At 72.2% G+C, this 24,781-nt stretch carries 20 protein-coding genes and 2 pseudogenes; 7 read left to right on the plus strand and 15 right to left on the minus strand.

The features are described 5' to 3' along the window. Positions 1 to 84 precede the first annotated feature (84 nt). On the minus strand, positions 85 to 1,095 hold the full coding sequence (locus ACZ44S_RS27755) for a LacI family DNA-binding transcriptional regulator (RefSeq protein WP_466933643.1): 1,011 nt from the start codon (positions 1,093 to 1,095) through the stop codon (positions 85 to 87). Positions 1,096 to 1,296: 201 nt separating this feature from the next. On the opposite strand from ACZ44S_RS27755, the gene ACZ44S_RS27760 reads away from it, so the two are divergent. Together ACZ44S_RS27760 and ACZ44S_RS27765 are read left to right on the plus strand one after the other, a co-directional pair. Beyond that, on the plus strand, positions 1,297 to 1,749 hold the full coding sequence (locus ACZ44S_RS27760; protein WP_466933645.1) for a phospholipase: 453 nt from the start codon (positions 1,297 to 1,299) through the stop codon (positions 1,747 to 1,749). 63 nt (positions 1,750 to 1,812) lie between these two features. Further along, the gene (locus ACZ44S_RS27765; protein ID WP_466933647.1) at positions 1,813 to 2,628 is read left to right on the plus strand and encodes a nucleotidyltransferase domain-containing protein; all 816 of its coding nucleotides are present in this window, start codon (positions 1,813 to 1,815) and stop codon (positions 2,626 to 2,628) included. Positions 2,629 to 2,654: 26 nt separating this feature from the next. On the opposite strand, the gene ACZ44S_RS27770 is transcribed toward ACZ44S_RS27765, so the two are convergent. From ACZ44S_RS27770 to ACZ44S_RS27790, 5 genes are all read right to left on the minus strand, one after another. Next, positions 2,655 to 4,721, minus strand: a complete 2,067-nt coding sequence (locus ACZ44S_RS27770) for an iron ABC transporter permease (RefSeq protein WP_466933648.1) — start codon at positions 4,719 to 4,721, stop codon at positions 2,655 to 2,657. A 4-nt stretch (positions 4,722 to 4,725) separates the two neighbouring features. Then, positions 4,726 to 5,703 carry an ABC transporter substrate-binding protein gene (locus ACZ44S_RS27775; protein WP_466933650.1) on the minus strand — a complete coding sequence of 326 codons (978 nt, stop codon included), beginning with the start codon at positions 5,701 to 5,703 and terminating at the stop codon, positions 4,726 to 4,728. After that, the gene (locus tag ACZ44S_RS27780; RefSeq protein WP_466933652.1) at positions 5,700 to 6,554 is read right to left on the minus strand and encodes an ABC transporter ATP-binding protein; all 855 of its coding nucleotides are present in this window, start codon (positions 6,552 to 6,554) and stop codon (positions 5,700 to 5,702) included. The genes ACZ44S_RS27775 and ACZ44S_RS27780 overlap by 4 nt, the downstream gene beginning before the upstream one ends. Positions 6,555 to 6,631: 77 nt before the next feature. Further along, positions 6,632 to 7,816, minus strand: a complete 1,185-nt coding sequence (locus ACZ44S_RS27785) for a spore photoproduct lyase family protein (protein ID WP_466933654.1) — start codon at positions 7,814 to 7,816, stop codon at positions 6,632 to 6,634. A gap of 295 nt (positions 7,817 to 8,111) precedes the next feature. Beyond that, positions 8,112 to 10,388, minus strand: a complete 2,277-nt coding sequence (locus ACZ44S_RS27790) for a catalase (protein ID WP_466933656.1) — start codon at positions 10,386 to 10,388, stop codon at positions 8,112 to 8,114. 638 nt (positions 10,389 to 11,026) lie between these two features. On the opposite strand from ACZ44S_RS27790, the pseudogene ACZ44S_RS27795 reads away from it, so the two are divergent. Next, a pseudogene (locus ACZ44S_RS27795) lies at positions 11,027 to 12,127 on the plus strand (discoidin domain-containing protein); the annotation flags it as partial. 24 nt (positions 12,128 to 12,151) lie between these two features. On the opposite strand, the gene ACZ44S_RS27800 reads toward ACZ44S_RS27795, so the two are convergent. Further along, complete coding sequence (locus ACZ44S_RS27800) at positions 12,152 to 12,376, minus strand: hypothetical protein (RefSeq protein ID WP_466933658.1); 225 nt, start codon at positions 12,374 to 12,376, stop codon at positions 12,152 to 12,154. Between the two features lie 176 nt (positions 12,377 to 12,552). On the opposite strand from ACZ44S_RS27800, the gene ACZ44S_RS27805 reads away from it, so the two are divergent. Then, positions 12,553 to 13,026, plus strand: a complete 474-nt coding sequence (locus ACZ44S_RS27805; protein WP_466933660.1) for a carboxymuconolactone decarboxylase family protein — start codon at positions 12,553 to 12,555, stop codon at positions 13,024 to 13,026. A gap of 65 nt (positions 13,027 to 13,091) precedes the next feature. On the opposite strand, the gene msrA is transcribed toward ACZ44S_RS27805, so the two are convergent. Then, positions 13,092 to 13,604 carry a peptide-methionine (S)-S-oxide reductase MsrA gene (gene msrA / locus ACZ44S_RS27810; RefSeq protein WP_190162587.1) on the minus strand — a complete coding sequence of 171 codons (513 nt, stop codon included), beginning with the start codon at positions 13,602 to 13,604 and terminating at the stop codon, positions 13,092 to 13,094. A 126-nt stretch (positions 13,605 to 13,730) separates the two neighbouring features. Between msrA and ACZ44S_RS27815 the strand changes: the two are divergent. Next, positions 13,731 to 14,009, plus strand: a pseudogene (locus ACZ44S_RS27815) (aminoglycoside phosphotransferase family protein); the annotation flags it as partial. An 88-nt stretch (positions 14,010 to 14,097) separates the two neighbouring features. Here the strand turns inward: ACZ44S_RS27815 and ACZ44S_RS27820 are convergent. From ACZ44S_RS27820 to ACZ44S_RS27840, 5 genes are all read right to left on the minus strand, one after another. Beyond that, on the minus strand, positions 14,098 to 14,541 hold the full coding sequence (locus tag ACZ44S_RS27820) for an ATP-binding protein (protein ID WP_466933664.1): 444 nt from the start codon (positions 14,539 to 14,541) through the stop codon (positions 14,098 to 14,100). A 90-nt stretch (positions 14,542 to 14,631) separates the two neighbouring features. After that, positions 14,632 to 16,734 (minus strand): S9 family peptidase, encoded by a 2,103-nt coding sequence (locus tag ACZ44S_RS27825; protein ID WP_466933758.1) that lies wholly within the window; start codon positions 16,732 to 16,734, stop codon positions 14,632 to 14,634. Positions 16,735 to 16,739: 5 nt separating this feature from the next. After that, positions 16,740 to 18,524, minus strand: a complete 1,785-nt coding sequence (locus tag ACZ44S_RS27830) for an N-acetylglutaminylglutamine amidotransferase (protein ID WP_466933666.1) — start codon at positions 18,522 to 18,524, stop codon at positions 16,740 to 16,742. A 160-nt stretch (positions 18,525 to 18,684) separates the two neighbouring features. Then, positions 18,685 to 19,881: a carboxylate-amine ligase gene (locus ACZ44S_RS27835; protein ID WP_466933667.1), complete on the minus strand. Its 1,197-nt coding sequence runs from the start codon at positions 19,879 to 19,881 to the stop codon at positions 18,685 to 18,687. Positions 19,882 to 19,994: 113 nt separating this feature from the next. Then, complete coding sequence (locus ACZ44S_RS27840; protein ID WP_466933669.1) at positions 19,995 to 20,888, minus strand: NAD(P)-dependent oxidoreductase; 894 nt, start codon at positions 20,886 to 20,888, stop codon at positions 19,995 to 19,997. Between the two features lie 123 nt (positions 20,889 to 21,011). Between ACZ44S_RS27840 and ACZ44S_RS27845 the strand changes: the two genes are divergently transcribed. Both ACZ44S_RS27845 and htpG read left to right on the plus strand, forming a co-directional pair. Beyond that, the gene (locus ACZ44S_RS27845; RefSeq protein WP_466933670.1) at positions 21,012 to 21,638 is read left to right on the plus strand and encodes a TetR/AcrR family transcriptional regulator; all 627 of its coding nucleotides are present in this window, start codon (positions 21,012 to 21,014) and stop codon (positions 21,636 to 21,638) included. Positions 21,639 to 21,711: 73 nt separating this feature from the next. Continuing rightward, on the plus strand, positions 21,712 to 23,610 hold the full coding sequence (gene htpG / locus ACZ44S_RS27850) for a molecular chaperone HtpG (RefSeq protein ID WP_466933672.1): 1,899 nt from the start codon (positions 21,712 to 21,714) through the stop codon (positions 23,608 to 23,610). Positions 23,611 to 23,634: 24 nt separating this feature from the next. On the opposite strand, the gene ACZ44S_RS27855 is transcribed toward htpG, so the two are convergent. Together ACZ44S_RS27855 and ACZ44S_RS27860 are read right to left on the minus strand one after the other, a co-directional pair. Beyond that, entirely contained in the window at positions 23,635 to 24,126 is a 492-nt protein-coding gene (locus tag ACZ44S_RS27855; protein WP_466933760.1) for a DUF2269 family protein, read from the minus strand. After that, a complete protein-coding gene (locus ACZ44S_RS27860) occupies positions 24,044 to 24,736 on the minus strand; it encodes a GNAT family N-acetyltransferase (protein ID WP_466933674.1) in 693 nt (230 codons plus the stop codon). The genes ACZ44S_RS27855 and ACZ44S_RS27860 overlap by 83 nt, the downstream gene beginning before the upstream one ends. Between the last annotated feature and the right edge of the window lie 45 nt (positions 24,737 to 24,781).

Raw genomic sequence — 24,781 nt, forward strand, 5'->3', positions numbered from 1 at the left:
GTCCAATCTGCCGGCGCGGAGGGATCCCTGACACACAGTGCACCCCCACGGTCAAGGACCGGGGCGGCGCCGTTCGTGCAGGGGTCAGGCTCCGCGCGGGCCGGCCGTGCTCTCCCGGATCTGCAGGGTGGTGCGCAGCACCACCGTCTGGAGCGGGGGAGTGTTGTTGCCCTCCATGCGCTGGAGGAGCAGTTCGGCGGCGGTGCGCCCGAGTTCGTAGGAGGGCAGTTCGACGGCGGTCAGGGACGGCCGGACCAGGGAGGCCCAGGGGACGTCGCCGAAGGACAGGACTCCGACGTCCGGCGGCGTACGGCCGACCTCTCCGAGCGCGTCCATGACACCGATGGTCATGAGGTTGTTGGCGACGAACACCGCGTCCGGCGGTTCGGGCAGGGCCAGCAGTTCGCGCATCGCGCTGCGGCCGCCGTCGACGCGGAAGTCGGCGTGCCGGACGTACGCCTCGCCGGACGCGACCTCGTCACCGGGGGCGGAGTCCAGGGCGGCGCGGTAGCCCGCCAGCCGCTCCTCGGAGGTGGAGGCGCCGGCGGGGCCGGTGATGCAGGCGATCCTGCGGTAGCCGGCGTCGAGCAGATGGCGCGTGGCCACCTCGCCGCCGTGCCGGTCGTCCACCCTGACGGCGTCCACCTCGGCGTCGCGGGGCCGCCGGTCGACCGCGACCACGGGCACCTTCCGGGCGGTGAGCGGTCCGAGGTCCGTCTCCTCCCGGGAGGCCGCCGCCACGATCACGCCGGCCATCTGCTCACCGAGGGCGACCTCGAGGTAGCGCCGCTCCTTGTCGGTGTCCTCGTCGGAGTTGCACAGGACGACCGAGAGGCTGGTGCGCTGAGCGGCGTCCTCGACACCCCGGGCGAGGGAGGTGAAGAACGGGTTCTCGATGTCCGGGATGATCAGGGCGATCACACTGGAGCGCTGCTTGCGCAGCGACCGGGCGACCCGGTTGGGCGCGAAGCCGAGCGCCGCGGCCGCCTCCTGAACGGACTGGGCGCGTGCCGGTGTGACATTGCCGCCGTTGAAGACGCGCGAGACCGTGGCCGGGGATACTCCCGCGGCTCGCGCCACGTCATGGATCGTCACCACCTGCGTATGCACCTTTCACCGTGTGGGACTCCACCCTACCTTGCGCCTGAAAAGGATTTCATCCCTTAACCAGCGGCTTTGCGGCCCCCGGGCCGGGCAAGCGCGGTCGTTGCGGTGTAAACCACCCGTCCCGGCGGGCAAGTACTTGTCATGAACCTGCGGCCCGGTGGTCGGGCCGCAGTCTCGTGGAGGTGTGGGATGCACCGAAGACTCGCCACCGCACTCGCCGCCCCGGCCCTGGCCCTCGTCAGCGTCCTGGGCACCGCCACCGCCGCCGACGCCGTACCCGCCGACAAGCCCCAGGTCCTGGCGAGCTGGACGCAGACCAGCTCGTCGAGCCACAACCTCTGGGCCGCGGCCCGGGCCAACCAATCGGCCTGGTCCGCCTACGAGTTCAACTGGTCCACCGACTACTGTTCCTCCTCCCCCGACAACCCGTTCGGTTTCCCGTTCTCGACCGCCTGCGCCCGCCATGACTTCGGCTACCGCAACTACAAGGCCGCGGGCATTTTCAGCGCCAACAAGGCCCGGCTCGACAGCGCCTTTTACGAAGACCTCAAACGCGTCTGCGGCCGCTACGGCGGGGCGACGAAGACCGCCTGCAACAGCACCGCGTGGACGTACTACCAGGCCGTCAAGGCCTTCGGCTGAGCGAAGCGTTCACCGAGGGTAATACGGTCGCGGCCGGTGGCCCGCCGCTGCAGACTGTGGCCCGTGGATCGCTTGGCGGAGATCGCGGATCGGCTGGTGGAGGTCGGCGGCGTGGTCGGGGTGTGTCTGGGAGGCAGCCGGGCGCGCGGTACACACGGCCCCGATTCCGACTACGACCTGGGCCTGTACTACCGGCCGCCGCTGGACACCACGGCTCTGCGTCTGCTGGCGGCCGAGCTGACCGGCGGGCCGGTGGAGGTGACCGAGCCGGGTGGCTGGGGGCCGTGGGTGGACGGCGGCGGGTGGCTGACCGTCGACGGCCGTCACGTCGACTGGATCTACCGCGACCTGGACCGTGTGCACCGCGTCTGGCAGGAGTGCCGGGCCGGGCGCTTCGAGATCGGCACCCAGCCCGGCCACCCTCTGGGGGTGTACTCCCACGCCTACGCCGGTGAGGTGGCCCTGGGACGTGTCCTCGCCGATCCCGGCGGCGAGCTCCGGGCCCTGCGGGAGCGTACGCGGCATTATCCGGAGCCGTTGCGCGACGCGCTCATCGGCAACGCGCGATGGGAGGCACCGTTCGTCCTGGGCTGCGCACGCAAGGGAGCGTCCCGGGGAGACTCCTTCTATGTCGCCGGCTGCCTCTTCCGCGCGGTCGGGCTTCTCGTGCACGCTCTCCATGGCCATGCCGGGTGCTGGGTGCTCAACGAGAAGGGTGCCGTGCGGGCCGCGGGGCAACTCCCCGCGGCTCCCAAGGACTTCGCCGAGCGGGCTCACGCGCTGTTCTCCGTGCCCGATACGTCTCCCGAGGCGCTCGGCGCCGCGCTCGACGACGCCGAACGGCTGGTCGCCGAGGTGTGCGACGGCCTCGCCGGGTGACCGCCCACCTCGGCTGCGGACACCTTCTAGCGGCGGTTGCGCACCAGTACGTACAGGAAGTACGGCGTGCCGATCACGGCCGTCATGAGGCCCGCGCCCAGCTGGGCCGGTGCGATCACGGTGCGGCCCAGCAGATCCGCGGTGCACACCAGTACGGCGCCCAGGAGGACGGCGACCGGGAGGACACGGGTGTGCCGGCGTCCGACCAGGGCGCGGGCCGCGTGCGGCGCGACCAGGCCGACGAAGCCGATGGTGCCCGCGGCGGACACGGCGGTGGCGGTGAGCAGCACGCTCAGGACGAGGAAGCCCAGCCTGCCCCGCGTCGGATCGAGTCCGAGCAGCCGGGGGGTGTCCTCGTCCAGGGAGACCAGGTCGAGTTCCTTGTGGCGTACGGCGGCCAGCACGAGGCCGGCGGCGAGGACCGCTGCGAGGGGCAGCACGTCGGGCAGGGTCCGGCCGTAGGTGGAGCCCGACAGCCAGGTGAGGGCCTTGGTGGCGTTGAACGGGTCGGTGAGCACGATCAGCAGGCTGATCAGGGCCGTCGTACCGGTGGCGGCCCCGATGCCGACGAGGACCAGCCGGTTCTGCTGGAAGCCCCCGCGCGCGGCGAGTCCGAACACCACGACGGCGGTGACCGCTGAGCCCGCGAAGGCGGCTCCGGCGACGCTCCACGCGGCGGCGGCCGGGACGGTGGTCACGAGGATCACCGCGCCGAGCGCGCCGCCGCCGGAGACGCCCAGTACGGCGGGTTCGGCCAACGGGTTGCGGGTGACGGCCTGCACCAGGGTTCCGGCCAGCGCGAGCGCCGCGCCGGCGAGGAGGGCGGCGAACACCCGGGGCGTGCGGGTGTCCAGGACGAAGGAGACGGTACGGCCCGCCCTGCCCTGCGCCCAGTTGAGCACGTCGCCCAGCAGCAGCTTGCTGTCGCCCAGAAGGACTGCGGCGACGGTGATGCCGATCAGGGCGAGGGAGAGCACGGTGACGGTGATGAGGAAGACGGTCCTGCTGCGGATGCGCAGTTTGTCGGGCGCGGCTGCGCCGGCGGTGTCGCGGAGCCGGGCCGCCATCACGACGAGGAACACCGCGCCGGTGAGGCTGGTGACCACACCGGTGGGGACGGCCACCGCGGTGTCGGAGTCGACGAACAGCCGCAGCAGGACGTCGGCCCCGAGGACCAGTGCGGCGCCGACCAGGCCCACGAGCGGTGCTCCCGTCCGCAGCCGGGTGACGCCCCGGAACCAGCGGGCGAGCGGACGGACGAGGGCCGGGGCGCACAGGCCGACGAAGCCGATCGGTCCGGCGAGGGTGACGGCGGCCGCGGAGAGCAGCGTCGCGAGGACGACGGCCATGACCCGGGTGGACCGTACCGGGACGCCGAGTCCGCGGGCCGCGTCGTCGCCGAGGGAGAGGGTGTCCACCCGGCGGGCGATCAGCAGCAGACCGACGAGGCCGATGACGGCGACGGGCAGTATCCGCAGGACACCGTCGAAGCCATTCTGGCCGATGCTGCCCTGGTTCCACTGGTAGAGGCCTTCGGTCTCCTGGGGGAACAGCAGGAGCAGCCCTTCGGTGACGGCGGTGAGTCCGAGGGCGAGCGCGGTACCGGCGAGCACCAGGCGTACGGTGCCCGCGCCGAGCCCCGACAGGCCGAGGACGACGGCCGCCGCCGCGAGTCCGCCGGCGAAGGCGATGCCCGAGGAGGCGAGGAGCGGGAGGGACACACCGCTCACGGCGGCGACGCCGAGGGCGAGGTACGACCCCGCGTTGACGGCGAGGGTGTCCGGGGAGGCCAGGACGTTGCGGCTGACGGCCTGCAAGGCCGTGCCGGCCATGCCGAGGGCCGCGCCGACGAGGAGTCCGGCGGTCATCCGGGGCAGCCGTGAGGCGATGACGACGGACGCGTCGTCCGCGTCGGCCCGGCCGGTGAGGGCCTTGAGGACCTCGGCCGGGCCGACCGCGGCCGTGCCCTGGGTGATGTCGACGACGGCGAGGGCCGTGACCAGGAGCACCAGCGCGGTCGTCACCGCGGCCGCGCCCGTCCGGGACGACACCGTCGCCGGACGGGGGGTGGGAGGGGTGGCGGTGACGGTCATCGCGCTACTTCGTCAGCGCGGCGACGAGGGTGTCGGTGTACGCCTCCATCGAGCCGGTGCCGCCGAACATCCAGATGCCGTCGTCCAGCCGGTGCACGTCATCGGACTTCACGAACGGCAGCGACTTCCATACGGAGTTGTCGGCGAGCTCCTTGCCGAAGGGGTTGCTGCTCGCGTCGTCGTCGTTGCCGATGTAAACGAACTGCACCTTCCCGAGGTCGGTGAGCCCTTCGACGTCGGTGGCGGCCAGGCCGTAGGCCTCGTCACCCTTCAGCTTCCAGGCGTTCTTCAGTCCGAGCCGCTCGTTGACCCCGCCGATGAGGGAACCGGAGGTGTAGGGGCGGACGGAGACCTGGTTGGCGTTGACGTAGCCGTCGGCGAAGGCGATCTCCGCGCCGTCCAGACCGGCGTCGGCGAGGGCCTTCCTGCCCTCGGCGAGCTTGGCGTCGAAGTCCTTCTTCAGGGTCGCCGCGCGCTCGGTGGTGCCGGTGGCCTCGGCGATGAGGTCGAGGTTCTCCAGCATGCGGTCGACCGGGTCGGCGGCGTCGGCGGACTTCACCTCGAGGACGGGGGCGACCTTGCGCAACTGCTTGACGGCGTTCGGCTGGAGGTCGGTGGTGGCGACGATGAGGTCGGGCTTGAGCGAGGCGATGGTGTCCATGCTGGGCTCGCCGCGGGTGCCGATGTCCTTGGGCTCGTTCTTGAGCGGGACGGCGGAGTCCCAGGTCTTGTAGCCCTTGACGTCGGCCACGCCGACCGGGTCGACACCGAGCGAGATCAGATGCTCGACGACGTTCCACTCGGTCCCGACCACCTTCTTGGCGGGGCCGTCGAGTTCGACCTTCGTGCCGGAGGCGTCGGTGAGGGTGATCGCCTCGGCGGACGCCTTGGCGTCGTCGGCGGCGGGTTCGGTGGTGCCGCAGGCGGCCAGCAGGAGTGCGGCGGCGGTGACCAGGGGCGCGGTGAGCGGGAGGCGTCTCATGAGGGCGTGCTGAGCCTTTCGGTTCGCGTGTGGTGGCGGCCCATCGCGCGGGTGCGCAGCCGGCCGGTGAGGGGGTCGGTGTCGACCTCGATGCGGATGCCGTAGACCTCGGTCAGCCGCTCCGGTGTGAGGACCTCGCCGGGCGGGCCCTCGGTGACGACGCGTCCCGCCGCCAGGAGCACGATCCGGTCGGCGACGGCCGCCGCCTGGTCGAGGTCGTGCAGGACGACGCCGACGGCGATGCCGTGGTCGTCGGCCAGGTCACGCATGAGGTCGAGGAGTTCGACCTGGTAGCGCAGGTCGAGGTAGGTGGTGGGTTCGTCGAGGAGGAGGACGCCGGTCTCCTGCGCGAGGCAGCCGGCGAGCCAGACGCGCTGGAGCTGTCCGCCCGAGAGGTGTTCGGCTCCGCGGTCGGCGAGTTCGGTGACGCCGGTCAGGGCGAGAGCGCGGTCGACGGCGGCGCGTCCGCCGGGGTCCGTGCCGCCCCATCGGCCGCGGTGCGGGTAGCGGCCGAACTCGACGACGTCCCGCACGCTGAGTCCGCTGGGCGTGGGGCGTCCCTGCAGCAGGAGGGCGACGCGGCGGGAGAACTCCCGTGGGCTGAGCGCCAGCGCGTCGGTGCCGGCATCGATCGTGAGCGTCGCGTGCCGCGGCCGCTGCAGCCGGGCGACCGTGCGCAGCAGGGTCGACTTGCCGCTGCCGTTCGGGCCGACCAGGGCGGTCACTTCGCCGGGCCGCAGGGCCAGCGCCGCGTCGTGCACGACGTCCGTGCCGTCGTACGCCACGGTCACGCCGGCGGCCGACAGGTCGTGGCCGCGCGGGCCCGGGACAGCCTCTTCACCAGGAATCACGAGGCAAGGTTAGCCTACCCTAAATTCCCGTTATCAGGGGGTGACCTGCGGCAAGGCGGAAAACATCTGTCGGCCCGTCAGAAGGCGTACCGCACACCCAGCCACGGTGCGTGGCGGGCGAGCAGTTCCCGCAGCTCCTCGAGAGCACGCCGCTTGACACCGGCCCGGTAGCGGAGGTTGAGGGCGCCGTTCTGGGAGCGCTTGGTCTCCTGCGCGTCGGGCCGCCACAGCACGTCCTCGCCGCGCGGATGCCAGCGCAGGTTGACCTCGTGCAGGTCCGCGTTGTGGGTGAGCATGATCACTTCGGCCCGCGCCTGCCGCTTGACGCGCTCCGGCAGCACGTCGTCCATGTGCCGCAGCAGTTCGGTCCAGGCGTCCTGCCAGCCGGTGCGGACGACGACGGGCGAGAGGTTGAAGTGCACCTCGTACCCGGCGTCAAGGAAGTCGGCGGCGGCGGCGATGCGCCGGTCGACCGGGCTGGTGCGCAGGTCGAGCAGGCGGGAGTCGTCGGGCGGCATCACCGAGAACCGGATGCGGGTGCGGCCGCGCGGGTCGAGCGCCAGCAGGTCGGGGTTGACGAACTTGGTGGCGAACGACGCCTTCGCGGTGGGCCAGTCGCGGAAGGCGCGGACCAGATCGGCGGTGTTGTCGCAGACGAGGGCGTCCACGGAGCAGTCGCCGTTCTCCCCGATGTCGTACACCCATGCCTCGGGGTCGCACTGGTTGGGTTCCGGTTTGGGCCCCTGCGCGGCTACGTGGCGGGCGAGGTGTCCGATGATGGCGTCGATGTTGGTGAAGAGGGTGATGGGGTTGGCGAAGCCCTTGCGCCGGGGCACGTAGCAGTACACGCAGGACAGGGCGCAGCCGTTGGACGGGCCGGGGGCGATCCAGTCGGCGGAGCGGCCGTTGGGACGGGTGGTGAGGGTCTTCTTCACACCCAGGACGAGGGTCTCGCGCTTGATCCGCATCCAGCGGTCGGCGCTGCCCTCGTTGCCGTGCAGCTCGGGGATGCGCCAGTGGGAGTCGACCTCGATCAGCCGGGCGTCGGGGAAGCGGGCGAGGATCTGCCGGCCGCGGGGGGAGACGGCGGCGGCGGGCTCGGCGTGGATCTCGTGGATCGCGAGGAGGCGGCGGGCGTCCGGGGAGTCGCGGAAGGGGGTGGCGGAAGGGGGTGGCGCGTCCGCCGTCGGCGGCTGCGACAGCTCGTCGAGGCCGAAGAGCGGCTCCTGCGGGGTGGGGGACGAGGAAGGGTGGTGGCGCATGTCCTGACCGGCTGCTTCGGGAGGGGGCGGGGCGTGGTGCCCGCCGGCGGGCTTCGGGCGGAACCCGGCGTTCCTCTTCACTGTACGGCGCGGTGGGGGTGCGGCGCGGCGCCGTACGGGGGTGCAGGTCAGGGGGTGTCCGAGCCTGCGGTGCGGGTGCGGCGGCCGGGGTTGCGCAGCCCGGCGCTTGCGGGGTGCCGTCGCGCCCACCCGTGCCGCCCCAGCGGCACGACTGCCCGCGGACGCGGCAGCGGCGGAGCGCGGCAGCGGCCCCACCGCTCCCGCGCTCCGGTCATCATGCTTGGGGGGTGAAGCGGTTCCAGACTCGGTGGGAGGTCAGGAGCTCGCGGACCTGTTCGAGGACTGCCGTGCCGGAGTCGGCGACGACGATGCCCGGGGCGTCGGTGGCGACGCCCGCCGCGTCCAGGGCCGTCTCCCCGCCCGCCCACGCGCCGATCGCCTTGCCGTGCCGGAAGGCCTCCGTCAGCAGTTGGTCCACCCGCGGGTCCGTCGCCGGCCGCGAGGCCGAGGGCGCGCCCTTGCCGTCGCGCGCACCGGGAGCGTCACCGCCCACCGCCGGCGGGCCCGCGAGCAGGACGGCGTCGAACTCGACGGAGCGCGCGGTCACATAGCTGCGCTGGGCGGTCAGCGCGCCCGCGCCCGTGCCGAGGATGCCGCCGGTCGGTGCGACGATCAGGGGGACCATGCCGGCTTCCAGCACCGCGTCCCGTACCGCGTGCACCGCGTCGAGGTCGCCGTCCGGGGCCGTGAGGACACCGATGACGCGGCCGTCCACCGGCCAGGTCCCCCCGACCTGGGAGAGCGCCGGGCTCGGTTCGACGTCGGCGAGCGGCACGGTGGGCTCCGGTGCCGGCAGTCCGAGCCCTTCCGCGACGCCGGCGCACAGCTCGGGGTCGATGTTGGCCAGGACCTGGAGGGTCCGTTTCCTGATGGCCTCCTCGTAGCACTTGCCCAGTTCGAAGGTGTAGGCGCCGATGATGTGCTCGCGCTCCACCGGGCTCATGCTCAGCCAGAAGCGGCGAGGCTGGCTGAAGTGGTCGGCGAACGACTCCGGCGCCTCGCGCACCTTCGACGCCTCCGGAATCCGCACCGGTGTCTCGACGAACGCGCCGGCGTCCGCTCCCGCCGTGAACGGGCAGCCCCCGTCGAGGGAATTGGGCCGGTACGGTGCCACGCCCCGGTGCACGGCGGTCTGGTGCATGCCGTCGCGCAGCATGTCGTTGACCGGCGCGTGCGGGCGGTTGATGGGCAGCTGCGGGAAGTTGGGGCCGCCGAGGCGGGTGATCTGGGTGTCCAGGTACGAGAAGAGCCGGCCCGCGAGCAGCGGGTCGTCGGTGATGTCGATGCCGGGCACGAGGTGGCCGACGTGGAAGGCGACCTGTTCGGTCTCGGCGAAGAAGTTGGACGGGTTCCGGTCGAGGGTCATCAGCCCGATCGGCTGCACCGGCGCGAGCTCCTCGGGCACGATGTTCGTCGGGTCCAGCAGGTCGATGCCCTCGAAGGTCTGGTCCGGGGTGTCGGGGAAGGTCTGGATGCCCAGTTCCCACTGCGGGTACGCACCCGACTCGATGGCGTCCGCCAGGTCCCGGCGGTGGAAGTCCGGGTCGTTGCCGTTGATGAGCTGCGCCTCGTCCCACACCAGGGAGTGCACGCCCAGCTTGGGCTTCCAGTGGAACTTCACCAGCGTCGTGCCGCCCTCGGCGTTCACGAGGCGGAAGGTGTGGACGCCGAAGCCCTCCATCATCCGGTAGGAGCGGGGGATGCCGCGGTCCCCCATGAAGAAGATCGTGTGGTGGGTCGCCTCGGTGTGCAGCGAGACGAAGTCCCAGAAGGTGTCGTGGGCGCTCTGCGCCTGCGGGATCTCCCGGTCCGGGTGCGGCTTCGCGGCGTGCACGACGTCGGGGAACTTGATGGCGTCCTGGATGAAGAAGACCGGGATGTTGTTGCCGACCAGGTCGAAGACGCCCTCGCTGGTGTAGAACTTCGTCGCGAAGCCGCGCGTGTCGCGTACGGTGTCGGCGGAGCCGCGTGAGCCGACCACGGTGGAGAACCGTACGAACACCGGTGTCTCGACGTCCGGGGCGAGGAAGCCGGCCTTGGTCACGGAGGCCGCCGTGCCGTAGCTGCGGAAGACACCGTGCGCGCCCGCGCCGCGGGCGTGGACCACACGCTCCGGGATGCGCTCGTGGTCGAAGTGCATGACCTTCTCGCGCAGATGGTGGTCCTGGAGCAGGACGGGGCCGCGCGGGCCCGCCTTGAGCGAGTGGTCGGTGTCGTACAGCCGTGTGCCCTGCGCGGTGGTCAGACGGCTCCCGGACTGGGCCATCCGCGCCTGGTCGGCACCGGTCGGCTGCCCGGTGGGCGACACGGTGTCCGGGCCGCTCTGGTCCGGCTTGGGCGGCAGCGGCTCACGGGGCTCGGTCGGCTCGGCCACGGTGGGCGGCTGAGGGCCCGGACGGCCGGGAATCCCGTCGGCCGGGGCCGAGGGGTCGCCCTGCAGGCTTTCGGTGATCTTCTTGGCTGCCCGCTTGACGGGATTGGCCTCGCTCATGGGGGGTGACTCTCCTCCGCTTCAGACCGGCCACGGACGGGGTGGCCGTGCGTTCGATTGCCGACTGCGGGCGACCCAATGGGGGCAAAGGGCTAGAAAAGGGCATCGAGCATCGCCACCGTCTCACGGTGAGAACGCCCGCGCAGCAGGCGCGGCCCGATGGGGTGAACTCCCCGCCCGCAGCACCCACGTCCGTACTCCCTCCCGGTCCCCCGCCCCATCCGACCGCCCCGCCCGCGTACCCACGGCCGGGGAGTCAAGGCATGCGGGTTCGGCACCGGGCGCCGCCGCCGACCGGGCGCCGGTTTCAGCAATTCACGTCGGAGGGCTTGCCCGCCAAATGTCTCACCACTTAAATCAAAGCCTGAACTAAGCAGCGATGCAGGCGTGTTGCTCCTCCGGCAGGCCCTCATCCACAGGAAGAGCCGCGTCACCGCACCACCCGCCGCGCGGACGGTTCCGCCTGCGCGCACGCGGGCCCGCCCCGCGTCCCCACATCGCACCAGGAGAAGGCTGACGCATGAGAAGCAGCGAACAATTCGGTCGTCCGAGACGCAGAGCCCTCGGCGCGGCATCGTCGCCACGGCGGCCCTCCTCACCCTGCCCGCCGCGAAGACACCGGCCGCCGCGGCCGAGACACCCCCGTCCAGGGAGCTCCGGCGAGCAACTTCGAGACCGGCCCGTACACGACGTTCGACACCACGCCGATCTCCCGCGAGAAGCCGTTCCTGTACCTCGACGGCGACGAGTACAGGGTGTTCGTGCCCGCCAAGCGCACCGACGCGCGCGGTGTCTCCTGGCCGGCCAACGCGGGCGGTACCTCGCTGCCCCTCGACCGGTTCTACGTGGTCAAGCCGGGTGCCACGGCCGCGACCATCAACGCCGCCCTCGACCAGGGCCTCAACCTGCTGTTCACGCCGGGGGTCCACCGCATCGACGAGACGATCGAGGTCGACCGTGCCGACACGGTGGTACTCGGCCTCGGTCTGGCGACGATCGTTCCGCAGGGCGGGATCGACGCCATGCACGTGGCGGACGTCGACGGTGTCCGGCTCGCCGGTTTCCTCATCGACGCGGGGCCGGTCAGATCCGACACGCTGCTGCGCATCGGCCCGGCGCGATCGTCGGCCGATCACTCCGCCAACCCCACCACGGTGCAGGACGTGTTCGTCCGCATCGGCGGCGCGGGTCCCGGTCTGGCCACCGACTCCGTCGTGGTCAACAGCGACGACGTGCTGATCGACCACACCTGGATCTGGCGTGCCGACCACGGCGAGGGCGTCGGCTGGGAGACCAACCGCGCCGACTACGGGCTGCGCGTCAACGGCGACGACGTCCTCACCACGGGCCTGTTCGTCGAGCACTTCAACAAGTACGACGTGGTCTGGAGCGGCGAACGCGGACGCACGATCTTCTTCCAGAACGAGAAGGCCTACGACGCCCCGAACGAGGCGGCCATCACCCATGACGGCATCGTCGGGTACGCGGCCTACAAGGTCGCCGACTCGGTGAACGAGCACGAGGCGTGGGCGCTGGGCAGCTACTGCAACTACACGTCCGACGACACCATCGTGCAGCACCACGGATTCCAGGTGCCGGTGAAGCCCGGCATCCGGATGCGGCACCTGCAGGTGATCTCCCTCGGCGGCAAGGGGCAGTACCGCCACGTCATCAATGACACGGGAGCCCCGACGTCGGGCACGGACACCATCCCGTCCAAGGTCGTCCACTTCCCCTGAGGGTGACGGCGTCCCGCGCCGGACTCAGAACAGCTGCCCCTGTTCGGCAGGGGCGGTCCGGCGCGGGGCGCGGCGCGGGACCGGGCCGCGGGCCGGGGTCTCCTCGCCGAACAGCGGCTCGGTGCCGTACTCGTCCGGCTCGGCCGGCACCACGACCGGGCCGGTGCCCACGTTGAGGCACAGCGGGGCCTCGCAGTCGAAGTCCCCGGGCGTCATGTCCGTCCAGTCGCGTTCCCGACGCTCACTCACCGACGCTCCGCTCCCCGTCCATCGGGCCAGGTTATCGGCCGGAAGGCGTCCGGCGAACGATGCGCTGCACCGCACGGTCCCGCCAAGTGACGCAGGCCACATCCGCGTTGCGGTCACACATGGCGGGGCCGGTCCGTCAGTGGGGTGTATCCGCGAAGCTGACCAAGGAGAACATCATGAACGCGCGTGTCGACTTCTTCGGCAACCCCCTCGCCGCCAAGGTTCTGCGCCACATCAACTCGGCGGGCAAGGCGGTGACGGATTCCGGGCTGCCGCACGCCACCCAGGAACTGGTCAAGATCCGTGCCAGCCAGATCAACGGGTGCGGCTTCTGCACCGACATGCACACCAAGGACGCCACGGCCGCCGGGGAGACCCCGGTCCGCCTCAATCTGATCGCCGCCTGGCGCGAGGCCACGGTCTTCACCGAGGCGGAGCGTGCGGCGCTGGAGCTGACGGAACAGGGAACCCGGATCGCCGACGCGGCCGGCGGTGTCGACGACGAGGCCTGGGCCGACGCCGCCCAGCACTACGACGAGGAGCAGCTCGTCGCCCTGATCTCCCTGATCGCCGTGATCAACGCCTACAACCGCATCAACGTCATCAATCAACAGCCAGCCGGCGACTACCGGCCCGGCCAGTTCGGGTGACCCCGGGCCGGCCGCCCCCGCGCGGGGGCGGCCGGTGACCGGGCTCCCACCTGCTCGAGCGGTGGTCAGGCCTCCGCGCGCTTCGGCAGCCGCCAGCCGGGGCGGACGAAGTGGCAGGTGTAGCCGTCCGGGTAGCGCTGGAGGTAGTCCTGGTGCTCCGGCTCCGCCTCCCAGAAGGGCCCGGCCGGCGCGACCTCGGTCACCACCTCGCCCGGCCACAGCCCCGACGCGTTGACATCGGCGATCGTGTCCTCCGCGACACGCTTCTGCTCGTCGTCGAGGTAGAAGATGGCGGAGCGGTAGCTCATGCCGATGTCGTTGCCCTGCCGGTTCTTCGTGGTCGGGTCGTGGATCTGGAAGAAGTACTCCAGGATGGTGCGGTAGTCGGTGACGGCCGGGTCGTAGGTGATCTCGATCGACTCGGCGTGGGTGCCGTGGTTGCGGTAGGTGGCGTCGGGCACGTCACCGCCGCTGTACCCGACCCGCGTCGTCAGCACGCCCGGGAACGTGCGGATGAGCTCCTGCATGCCCCAGAAACAGCCGCCCGCGAGCAGCGCCCTCTCCTCGGTCCTCGTCATCTCGTCCCGCCCTTCTCCCAGGTGTCCTGCGACGTTCCCCAGTGAGAACCCCGCCGCGCACCCCATTGTTCCGGCCACGCCCGCACCGGCGGACGGCGGCCCGGCCAACCTGCCCGCATGCTGAGCGACACGCGGGCCTGGCACTGCGACCACCCCTCCCTGCTGATGTCCCTGCTGCCCGGGAGGGTGCGGGTGGGCGACGAGGGCGCCGGGGAACGTGCCGGCCTGCTCGCCCGCCCGTTGCTGCGCGTCCACCGCGTCGAGGTCACCGCGCGCACCCGGCCCCGGACCTGCCAGGCGTGGACCGCACCCGAGCGGGTCCGCCCGCCCGAGGCCACCTGGCGGCCGGAGCTGTGGCGGCGCGCCGTCCACGTCATCCGCCGGGAGCCGCCGACCGCTGGGGGACGCGGTACACGGCGAACGGCAAGGTCGTCCGGACGGAACAGCCGCTGCAGCGGCCGGGCGGCCGGTGACGACGGTGGGCCGGTCGGACTCAGGTGAAGAGGGAGATGCGGGCCGTGATGCTCTTCCCGGCCGGTTCCTGCCGTACGTCCAGGGCCTGGGCGACGGCCATCACGATCTCGAGTCCGTGCTGGCCGACCCGGCCGGGGTCCGCGTCCCGGGGCACCGGCGCCGCGGGGTTGCCGTCGTGGACGACGACCTCGACGGCGTCGTCGGCCAGCCGCAGGTCCAGCCCGACAGGACCCGGCGCGTACTTCCGGGCGTTGGTGACCAGTTCGCTCACCACGAGCTGGGTGACCTCGACGGCGCGCGTCGACACCGGCAGGCCATCCTCCGCCCGCAGCCGGCCCAGGAACGCGGCCGCGAGGTGGCGTGCCTGCGCGATCCAGGCACCGTCGTCGTCCAGGGCGTAGGACGCCCGCCGCCCGGGTGCGCCTGGCACCGCATCCCCTTCGCCGACAGGTCCTGGTTCCATCCGGTCCGCCTTCACTCACCGATCACACCGCGCGACTACCCGCATCGCTCCCCCGCACGCCACTGAAGTGTGACAGGTACCTCCGACATCTCAGCCGGCCAGGTGCCGCTCCATCCAGTCGGCGGCGGTCCGGCGGAACAGACGGCGGTTGTCGGCGCGGCGGAAGTCGTGGCCCTCGTGGCGCAGCAGCAGGAGTTGGGCCTCCAGCCCGCGTTCCCTGGCGGCCCGGACGAACTGTTCGGACTCGCCCGGGGGGACGTTGGTGTCGTGCTCGCCGTGCACGGCGAGGATCGGGGCCCGCAGTGCGTCGACGCGGCTCATCGGCGACAGCGCCCGCAGCAGTTCCCGGTCGTGCTCCGGATGCCCGTACTTGTGGGCGGCGGACTGAGCGATCCAGGGCTCGGTCCCGGCGAAGAAGGTGGCGAAGTCCGACATGCCGCACACCGCGACACCGGTGCGGAACAGATCCGGGTGCCACACCAGCGACGCCATCACCAGATAGCCGCCGTAGGAGCGGCCCATCACGGCCATCCGGCGGGGGTCCGCGAGGCCCCGCACCATCACGTGCGCGGCACAGTCCGCGACGTCGTTGATCGCGTCGAAGCGGCCCCTGCCCAGGTCCGCGTCGACGAAGGTGCGCCCGTGCCCGGACGATCCGCGGACGTCGGGCGCGAACACGTCCAGTCCCCTGCCGAGGAGTTCCAGGTAGAGCGGTTCGAGCACCGGGCGTTCCTGTTCCTCCGGACCGCCGTGCAGGTGCAGGACGCACGGTGCCGGTTCGCCGGGCGAGCGGCCGGGTGCCCGGTAGTACCAGCCGCCGAGGGTGAGTCCGTCGCGGGCCACGGGGCTCATGGGCATCGGCCGTACCGGTGTGCGGCCCGCCGGGAGGGCGTCCTCGTCGCGCGAGGACCAGGGGGTGCGCAGGGGCTGTCCGTACGGCAGCCACCACACGCCGGGGTGGCGCCGTGATCCGGACAGGGCGACGACGGGGGCGTCGGGGTCGGCGGTCGGGGCGATGCGCGTGACCACTTCGTGGGGCAGGTCGACGGTGCGTGCGACACCGGCGGAGGCGGGCCGGGACGTCCCGATGCCGGCCGGCCCGCCGTCGGACCGGGCGGCGGTCAGCCCGGCGGTCTCCAGTTCGCTGACCCCGCGCACGTTCCAGGCCAGTACCGCGCGCCGCCCGTCCCGTCCCAGGGACAGCAGCTCCAGGCCGCAGTCGGGGCGCTGGGCGGCGACCGTGGTGCCGAGCAGATGTCCCCGCGGGTCGAGGTGGGCGGCGACGAGGGCGGCGTGCTCCCGGCCGCCGTCGCTGCGCAGCCACACGGTGCCGGCGTCCGGCGAGAAACCGCCGATCCACGGGTCGCCGTCGGCGACCGGCAGCGCGCAGGTGACCGTCCGGTCGCCGGTGCGCAGCACGAGCGCCTCCCTGCGGCCACGGGGGCCCCGGTACACCAGGGCGAGCCTGCCGTCCCGGCTGAGGTCGCACACCCGCTGGTTGGCCGCCCCGCGTTCGCTCGCCAGCAGCACGGGCGCGGCCGCGCCGTCGGGGTCGACGAGATACGCGGAGAGGGCACGCGGCTCCGGCTCCTCCGCGGACACCGTCCGGTCCCCGTCGGTGGCCCACGCGGGCTCGTGCCGAGGTGCGCCGGGCTCCAGCAGCACGCCCCGGCCGTCCCGGTGTGCCCGGACGGGCGGGGAGGCGCCCGCCGCCCCGGGGTGCGCGGCGAACGGGAGCCCGGCGGGGGCGGAATCGGTGACGGTCACCGCGATGGCCGAGCCGTCGTGCCGCCAGCACCCCAGGCGAGCGGAGGTACCGGGTTCGCCGCCGGCCAGCAGGTGCCGCCCGGTGCCGTCGGGGCGTACGCACAGCACGCGGGTGAGTTCTCCGCCGTCCGGAGCCACCGTGTAGGCGATCCACCGTCCGTCGGGGGACCAGGACACCTCCGTGACCGGATCGGGGTCGGCGTCGAGCCGGCGCACCTCCTCGCCGTCGACGGGGCCGGTCCACAGCTGCGGCACTCCGGCCCGGTCGCAGATGAAGGCGACGTACCGGCCGCCGGGGTCCGCCGACGGGTACCAGCAGCCGTGGACGGCCGGGGGCGGCACGTCGTACGGCGTGGCGGTGTCGCCGAGCGGCAGCGGCTCCGGGGAGGGCAGCTCCCGTGTGGCGGCGTCGGTGCGGGTCTCCATGCCGGTCAGCGGATCCCGTGCGTCTGCAGCCATGTCTCCAGCAGCGCCATCTGCCACAGGGTGTTCGCTCCTCGCCTGGTGCGGTGCGCGTTGGGTGCGTCGAGCAGTGCGGCGACGTAGTCCTCGCGGAAGACGCCGCGGGCCCTGGCCTCGGGGGCGGTGAGGGTCTCGTGGACGCGCTGGAGGACGGGCCCGGCCATGTGCTTGATCGCGGGGACGGGGAAGTAGCCCTTGGGCCGGTCGACGACCTGGCGGGGCAGGACCCGGCGGGCGGCGGCCTTGAGGACGCCCTTGCCGCCGTCGGCGAGCTTCAGCTCGGGCGGGCAGGCGGCGGCCAGTTCGACCAGTGCGTGGTCGAGGAACGGCACCCGGGCCTCCAGGCCCCAGTCCATCGTCATGTTGTCGACCCGTTTGACGGGGTCGTCGACCATCATCACGAGCGTGTCGAGGCGGAGGTCGGCGTCGAGTGCCGTCTCGGCGCCCTCGGCCGCCATGTGCGCGCGGACGAACCCGGCGGAGGTGTCCTCGGCGGGGAGGAACCCGGGCTGGAGCATCGACGCGAGGTCGGCGTGCGAGCGGTCGGAGTAGGTGTCGATGTAGGCCTCGGCGGCCTGCGGCCGCGGCACGTCCGCCATCTGCGGGTACCAGTGGTAGCCGGCGAACACCTCGTCGGCTCCCTGGCCGCTCTGCACAACCTTGACCTCCTTGGCCACCTGCTCCGACAGCAGGTGGAAGGCCACCACGTCGTGGCTCATCATGGGCTCACTCATGGCGCCGACCGCGCCGTCGAGGGCGCCGGCGACCCGGTCGGAGGGGACCATCAGCTGGTGGTGGCGGGTGTCGAAGTGCCGGGCCACGAGGTCGGAGTAGTGGAACTCGTCGCCCTCCTCGTCGCCCTCGGACTCGAAGCCGACGCTGAAGGTGGCCAGGTCCGGCTGCCCTTCGTCGGCCAGCAGCGCCACGATCAGGCTGGAGTCCAGGCCGCCCGAGAGCAGCACCCCGACCGGCACGTCGGCGACCATGCGGCGGCGTACGGCGGTGCGCAGGGCTTCCAGGACGGCGTCCGTCCAGTCGTCGGGGCCGAGGCCGGCGTACTCGGGGCGGCGGGTGTGGTCGGGGTACCAGTAGAGGCGGTCGCGGTGGCTGCCGTCGGGCTGGACGACCCGCACCGTGGCCGGGGGCAGCTTGCGCACGCCGTGGAGGAGGGTGCGGGGTGCGGCGACGGTGGCGTGCCAGCTGAAGTACTGGTGCAGGGCGACGGGGTCCAGTGAGGTGTCGACACCACCGGCCGCGAGCAGCGCGGGAAGGGAGGAGGCGAACCTCAGTCGTTCGGTGGTGCCGGAGAGGTAGAGCGGCTTGATGCCGAGCCGGTCCCGGGCCAGGACCACACGCCCGGTGTCCTGTTCGACGATCACGAAGGCGAACATGCCGAGGAAGCGCTCGACGCAGTCGGTGCCCCACTGCTGGTACGCCTTGAGCACGACCTCGGTGTCGGACTGCGAGAAGAAGCGGTGACCGAGGGCGTGCAGTTCGTCGCGCAGTTCGCGGTAGTTGTAGACGCAGCCGTTGAAGACTCCGGCGAGACGGGCGCGGGGGTCGGTCATCGGCTGGGCGCCGCTGTCGGACAGGTCGATGATCTTCAGTCTGCGGTGTCCGAGGGCCACCGGCCCCTGGGACCACAGCCCGCGTCCGTCGGGGCCTCGCGGTGCGAGCCGGTCGGTCATGCGTTCCACGGCCGCGATGTCCGGCTGCCCGCCGTCGAAACGGACCTCTCCGCTGAGACCGCACATCAGTGGGCCCTCCTTTCCCTCGGGTCCGCGTGGTGGTCCGGGGCCTGGGACGGGGGCGGGGAGGCATGCGTACGACTGGACATGGTGGTGCGACACTCTCCTTGGTCAGGGGTGGTCCGGGAATTGCGCACGAGACCGGAGGACCGGTGGACGGTCCGGATCAGCCGGGCGTGCCCGGCGTCGTGGCCGAGTGGACGTGGGCCCGGGGGCGGCCCGCACCGGGCGGGCCTGCCGGACGCCGGTGACGGCGTCGGGTGGCGGTGGGGGCGAGGCGGTCGCCGCGGGTCTCGGAGGCCAGCATGTCGATGCCGGCGAGCAGGTCCTCGTCCCGTGCGGCCCGGCGCAGCCGGTGTGCGGCGCTGCCCGTGGCGAGGGCCTCTTCGAGGAGCGTGCGCGCGGTGGTGAAGTCGCCGTACGCCTCCAGGGCGGGGCGCAGCCGGTGCAGCATGCCGCGCAGCACGATGGGGGCCGGGGCGCCACGGCGGGTGGCCGGGTCGACGAGCCGGCCCTCGAGGCCCGAGCGCGCGGCGCGCCAGGTGGCGGCGCGCAGCCACTCGTGATGTCCGTCGCACCCGGGCTCCGCCCCGCGCCGCAGACGGTCGAGGGCGTCGCGCACCAGCGCCCTGAAGAGTCCGGCGACCAGCACCACGGTCTCGGTGCGCGGGCAGGCGTCACAGATGCGCAGTTCGAGCGTGCGCTGGTGGGCCGACGGCCGTACGTCGTGGTAGAGCATCCCGGTGTCACTGATGACGCCCGAACCGATCAGCTCCGCCATGGCGGCGTCGTACTCGGCGGCGCTCCGGTAGCAGCCGGCCGGGCCCGCGGTCGGCCACCGCTGCCAGAGCATGGTGCGCCAGCTCGCGTACCCGGTGTCGGCTCCGAGCCAGAACGGGGAACTGGCCGTCAGGGCCAGCAGGGGCGGCAGCCAGGGCGAGAGCAGGCACATGGCGCGTACCGCGGTGTCCCGGTCGGGTACGTCGACGTGCACCTGGGCGCTGCAGATGAGCTGTTCGTCGGCGACCCGGCGGTAGTCGTCGGCCATGCGCCGGAAGCGGGGGTCCTCGGTGACCTCGTGGGAGGTGACGCGGGCCAGCGGAACGGTGCCGGCGGCCACGACGGCCAGGCCGAGCGAGGAGGCGGCCGCGTCCAGCCGGCGCCGGGTGTTGGACAGGTCCGCGAAGAGGGCCTCCAGCGTGTCGTGGACACGGCTGTTGCTCTCGACGGCCGACTGCTGCAGTTCACGGCTGAAGCCCGGTCCGCCGAGCCTGTCGAGCAGCGTGCCGGCACGTGGCACGAGCCGTCCGCTCTCCACGTCCACGACATGGAACTCTTCCTCTGCTCCGATACGCTCCGTCACCGTTGGTCCCCTTGCCCTCGTCCTGTGCCGGACCGCCGGGGCCCGGGGCCACCGGCGGTAAGACGGCACATTCCGGGTGCCCAGAATGCGGTGAGGGCAATCGGAGCCGGAGGTCACTCCCGCTGCGCCGCGCGTGCGCCGTCGGTCCTGGTCTCCAGGGCGCGCAGTACGGCCACCATGTCCTCGCCTCCGTGGCCGTCCGCCACCGTCTCCTCGAAGAGGGCGTGGCAGACGTCGAGGAGCGGCGAGGCCGTGCCCGCCTTGCGGGCGGCCTTTGCGATCAGTCGGTTGTTCTTCAGCACGTCGTCGGCCGCGGCCTGGACCGTGAAGTCGCGCGAGAGCAGTTTGGGCGCCTTCATGCGCGAGACGGCGCTGGCCAGGGGACCGGCGTCCAGGACGTCGAGGAAACGGCGGCGGTCGAGCCCGTGCCGGTCGGCGAAGTGGAACGCCTCGGTGAGCCCGGTGACCTGCGTGATCAGGAACAGGTTCACGGCGAGTTTCATCAGCAGGGCGCCCGGGACCGGGCCGCAGTCGAACGTCTCGCGGCACATCGGGGCGAGCAGCGGCCGTACGTCCGCCACGACGGAGTCGTCGCCCGCCAGCATCGCGACCAGCTGTCCCTGCTCGGCGGGGATCCGGGAACCGGACACCGGGGCTTCCGCGTAGGCACCGCCCGCGGCGCGGACCGCCTCCTCCAGGGCGGCCGAGTACTCCGGCGACACGGTGCCCATGTGGACGACGGTGCGCCCTGCGACACGGGCGGCGAAGTCGGGGGTGCCGCGGCCGAGGATCGCGTCGACGGCGGCCTCGTCGGCCGGCATCAGGATCACGGTGCCGGCCCGGTCGAAGACCTCGGCGGCGCTGCCGGCCACCTCGGCGCCGGCTTCCCGCAGGGGTGCGCACCGGTCGGGGGTGCGGTTCCAGACGACGAGGGGTGTTCCGGCGCGGGCGAGGTTGAGCGCCATGGGCCGGCCCATGACTCCGAGTCCGATGAAGCCCACGTGCACGACGCACCACCGTTTCCGGGTGCGCGGCGCACCCCCACACCTATGACGGCTGTCATAGTAGCGGCCGTCATGACGGCGGTCATAGGGTGAGGGTGACAGCAGTCACGCGGACGGGAGGCCGGGATGACGGTGTCCGGACGGGGGCCCCGGGAGCGGATGGTCTTCAGTGCGGCCCAGCTGATCCGGCGCGACGGCGTGGGTTCCACGGGGATGCGCGACGTGGCCGTGCACGCGCAGGCGCCGCGCGGGTCGCTCCAGCACTACTTCCCGGGCGGCAAGGAACAGCTCGTCGACGAGGCGGTGGGCTGGGCGGGCCGGTACGCCGCCGGCCGCGTGGCCCGCTTCATGGCCGCGCTGCCCGAGCCGACGCCCGGCGGTCTGTTCGACCGGATGGTCCGCCAGTGGACCGAGGAGTACGAGCGGCACGGCTTCGGCGGTGGCTGCCCGGTGGCCGCCGCGACGGTGGACCGCGCCGCGTCCGCCGAGTCGACGCGCGGGGCCGCGTCCGCCGCCTTCGCCGAGTGGACCGGAGCGGTGGCCCGGGCCCTGGCGGACATGGGCGTTCCCGCGGGCCGCTGCGAACCTCTCGCCACGCTCATGATCGGCTCTCTCGAAGGAGCGATCCTCATCGCCCGCGCCGAGCGGAGCGTCCGCGCCCTGACGACGGTCTCCCGTGAGCTCGGCCCCGTCCTGGACGCGGTCGCCGGCGAACCCGTCCGCGCACGTCCGAAGGGTGCCACCAATGAGTGACGCTCTTTCATATTCATTAGAGTGAGCCGGTCAGCATCCGGCTCTTCATGGACCAGTGAGGTAATCCCGAACCATGCCGACCGAAACGTTTGAGTTCCAGGTAGAGGCCCGTCAGCTGCTCCAGCTGATGATCCACTCGGTCTACTCGAACAAGGACGTCTTCCTCCGTGAGCTCGTCTCCAACGCCTCCGACGCGCTCGACAAGCTGCGTCTGGCCGTGCTGCGGGACGACACGCTCGACGCCGACGTCTCCGACCTGCACATCGAGCTGGAAACCGACAAGGACGCCCGGACGCTCACCGTGCGGGACAACGGCATCGGCATGTCGTACGACGAGGTGGGCCAACTCATCGGCACGATCGCCAACTCGGGCACCGCCCAGTTCCTGCGGGAGCTGAAGGAGGCCCAGGACACGGCCGGTGCCGAGGGTCTGATCGGCCAGTTCGGCGTCGGTTTCTACTCGGGCTTCATGGTCGCGGACGAGGTCACCCTGCTCACCCGGCACGCGGGTGAGCAGCAGGGCACCCGCTGGACGTCGCGCGGGGAGGGCACGTACACGCTGGACAGGGTCGACGACGCGCCTCAGGGCACCTCGGTCACCCTGCACCTCAAGCCGGCCGACCCCGACAACCAGCTCCACGACTACACCTCGGTGTGGAAGCTCAAGGAGATCGTCAAGCGCTACTCGGACTTCATCACCTGGCCGATCCGGCTGGTCGGTGAGAAGGGCGACGACGGCGAGGCCGCCGAGCCGGAGACGCTGAACTCGATGAAGGCGCTCTGGGCGCGCTCCCGCGACGAGGTGTCGGAGGAGGAGTACCACGAGCTGTACAAGCACATCGGCCACGACTGGCGCGAACCGCTGGAGACCATCCAGCTGCAGGCCGAGGGCACCTTCGAGTACCAGGCCCTGCTGTTCCTGCCGTCGCACGCCCCGCACGACCTGTTCCAGCGGGACTTCCGGCACGGGCTGCAGCTGTATGTGAAGCGCGTCTTCATCATGGACGACTGCGAGGCGCTGCTGCCGTCGTACCTGCGCTTCGTCAAGGGTGTGGTCGACGCGCAGGACCTCTCGCTGAACGTCTCGCGCGAGATCCTCCAGCAGGACCGGCACATCCGGATGATGCAGCGCAGGCTGACCAAGAAGGTGCTGGCGTCGGTCAAGAGCATGCTGACCGACGACGCCGAGCGGTACGCCACGTTCTGGCGGGAGTTCGGCGCCGTGCTGAAGGAGGGGCTGGTCACCGACGCCGACAACCGTGACGCCCTGCTGGCGGTGGCGTCGTTCACGAGCACGGGCGAGGACGGCGGAACGGTCACCCTGGCGCAGTACGTGGAGCGGATGCAGGAGGGCCAGGAGGACATCTACTACATCACCGGCGAGTCCCGCGAGAGCATCGACAGCTCCCCGCACATGGAGGCGTTCCGTGAGCGGGGCCTCGAGGTGCTGCTGCTCACCGACCCCGTCGACGAGGTGTGGGTCGACGCCGTGGGCGAGTACGAGGGCAAGCGGCTGCGGTCGATCGCCAAGGGCGAGATCGACCTCGACGCCCGCGCGGACGAGGGGAGCGAGGACGACCGGGAGGCGCAGGCCGAGGCGTACGCGGGTCTGCTGGGCTGGATGCGGGAACGCCTGGAGGAGGACGTCAAGGAGGTGCGTCTGTCGACGCGTCTGACGGTGTCCCCGGCGTGCCTCGTGGCCGACGCGAACGATCTCACGCCGGCGCTGGAGAACATGTACCGGGCCATGGGTCAGGAGGTGCCGCGCGCCAAGCGGATCCTCGAACTCAACCCGGATCACGCGCTGGTCAAGGGCCTCAACGAGGCGTACGGGCAGCGCGAGGACCGCTCGGAGCTCACCGACACCGCCGAACTGCTGTACTCGCTGGCCGTGCTGGCGGAGGGCGGCCGGCCGAAGGACCCGGCGCGCTTCGTGCGGCTGATGGCGGACCGACTGGAGCGCACTCTGTGAGGTGACGGCGCGCCCGCCCGTGTTTCAGACACGGGCGGGCGCGGCGGGAGCCGGCCTGCGGGCGGCCGCCCGCAGGCGCCGGCCCCTGCGGGTGAGACCCCAGGGCTTGAGGACCGAGATCACCGTCATGAAGACGTAGGCGGTGAGGGAGACGACCGGTCCCATGAGGACGTCACCGCCGTCGGGCAGGGCGTTTGTGGCAGACACGGCCTCCGCGGCCGCGTTCACTCCCGGCCGCAGCGCGAAGGCCGTGGCCGTGACCGTGGCGAGGGTCAGCCAGAACTTCGTCCACACCCAGCGGTGCCTGGCCAGTCCCCAGGGCGTGCCCAGGGACAGGACGAGCCCGCTGAGGAGCGTCAGGAAGGCGATCGGCAGCAGGAGCCAGTCGGCGAAGAGCTTCATGGCCCGCACGGACGCCTCGAGCACGGCCGGGTCACCGGTGGTGTTCGCGGTGATGCCGAGTGCGAGCAGCCCGACGGTGAGTCCGAGCCAGCCGGCGGAGGCGATGACATGGATGACGAGGTGGGCCCGGCGTGCGGGTCGGCTGAGTTTCACGCGACCCACGGTGCCGGGCCCGGGCGGCGCGGACATCTGACGGCGGGAGTAACCCCGCGTACTGACGTCGGCGTACGTCGCGGGGGTCAGCGGTCGCGCAGCCGGCCCGCCTGTTCCAGGGTGCGCCGGGCCGCGCCGGCCGGCCGGGGTGGCCGGGGTGGCCGCGCACGAAACGCCGGGCGGCACGGGCGGGCTCCCGGCCCAGCCGGTACGCGGCGCCGCCCGGCCCCGGTCGCACCACGGCCCCTTCGTGGACCGGCAGTTCGCGGGTCTTGAGCGAGTCCTTGTAACGGGCGGCCCCGCTGCCCAGGTCGACCATGCGGATTCCGTCGGCGGCCGCGGCCCGGAGCATCCGCAGCAGCAGCACGAGCCCCATCGAGGCGAGCAGAACCGTTGCCGCGGCCCGTCGGGAGCGCACCGTCACCCCTTCGACACGCGTCCGGCGGGGGTGGGAACACCAGACCGGTACCGGGCGGCCCCCGCTGTGCGCCCGGCACGTCCTCCAGTGGCGCCGAGTGCGTACCGCTCCGTCAAGGCCTCCGCGTAGCCACGGAACGCACTCGGTCCGCACCGGCCGCAGCGTTCCCCGGGCGCCCCCTCCCTCACGCCGAGGAAC

It is taken from the genome of Streptomyces malachitofuscus, from assembly GCF_055571035.1.

What these genes read in the sequence shown, in the direction of transcription:
- ACZ44S_RS27775 (WP_466933650.1), bottom strand. Translation starts at nt 5,703, where the DNA reads ATGAGACGCCTCCCGCTCACCGCGCCCCTGGTCACCGCCGCCGCACTC.
- ACZ44S_RS27830 (WP_466933666.1), bottom strand. Translation starts at nt 18,524, where the DNA reads ATGTGCGGTCTCAGCGGAGAGGTCCGTTTCGACGGCGGGCAGCCGGAC.
- ACZ44S_RS27820 (WP_466933664.1), bottom strand. Translation starts at nt 14,541, where the DNA reads ATGGAACCAGGACCTGTCGGCGAAGGGGATGCGGTGCCAGGCGCACCC.
- ACZ44S_RS27845 (WP_466933670.1), top strand. Translation starts at nt 21,012, where the DNA reads ATGACGGTGTCCGGACGGGGGCCCCGGGAGCGGATGGTCTTCAGTGCG.
- ACZ44S_RS27760 (WP_466933645.1), top strand. Translation starts at nt 1,297, where the DNA reads ATGCACCGAAGACTCGCCACCGCACTCGCCGCCCCGGCCCTGGCCCTC.
- msrA (WP_190162587.1), bottom strand. Translation starts at nt 13,604, where the DNA reads ATGACGAGGACCGAGGAGAGGGCGCTGCTCGCGGGCGGCTGTTTCTGG.
- ACZ44S_RS27785 (WP_466933654.1), bottom strand. Translation starts at nt 7,816, where the DNA reads ATGCGCCACCACCCTTCCTCGTCCCCCACCCCGCAGGAGCCGCTCTTC.
- ACZ44S_RS27825 (WP_466933758.1), bottom strand. Translation starts at nt 16,734, where the DNA reads ATGGAGACCCGCACCGACGCCGCCACACGGGAGCTGCCCTCCCCGGAG.
- ACZ44S_RS27770 (WP_466933648.1), bottom strand. Translation starts at nt 4,721, where the DNA reads ATGACCGTCACCGCCACCCCTCCCACCCCCCGTCCGGCGACGGTGTCG.
- htpG (WP_466933672.1), top strand. Translation starts at nt 21,712, where the DNA reads ATGCCGACCGAAACGTTTGAGTTCCAGGTAGAGGCCCGTCAGCTGCTC.
- ACZ44S_RS27805 (WP_466933660.1), top strand. Translation starts at nt 12,553, where the DNA reads ATGAACGCGCGTGTCGACTTCTTCGGCAACCCCCTCGCCGCCAAGGTT.
- ACZ44S_RS27790 (WP_466933656.1), bottom strand. Translation starts at nt 10,388, where the DNA reads ATGAGCGAGGCCAATCCCGTCAAGCGGGCAGCCAAGAAGATCACCGAA.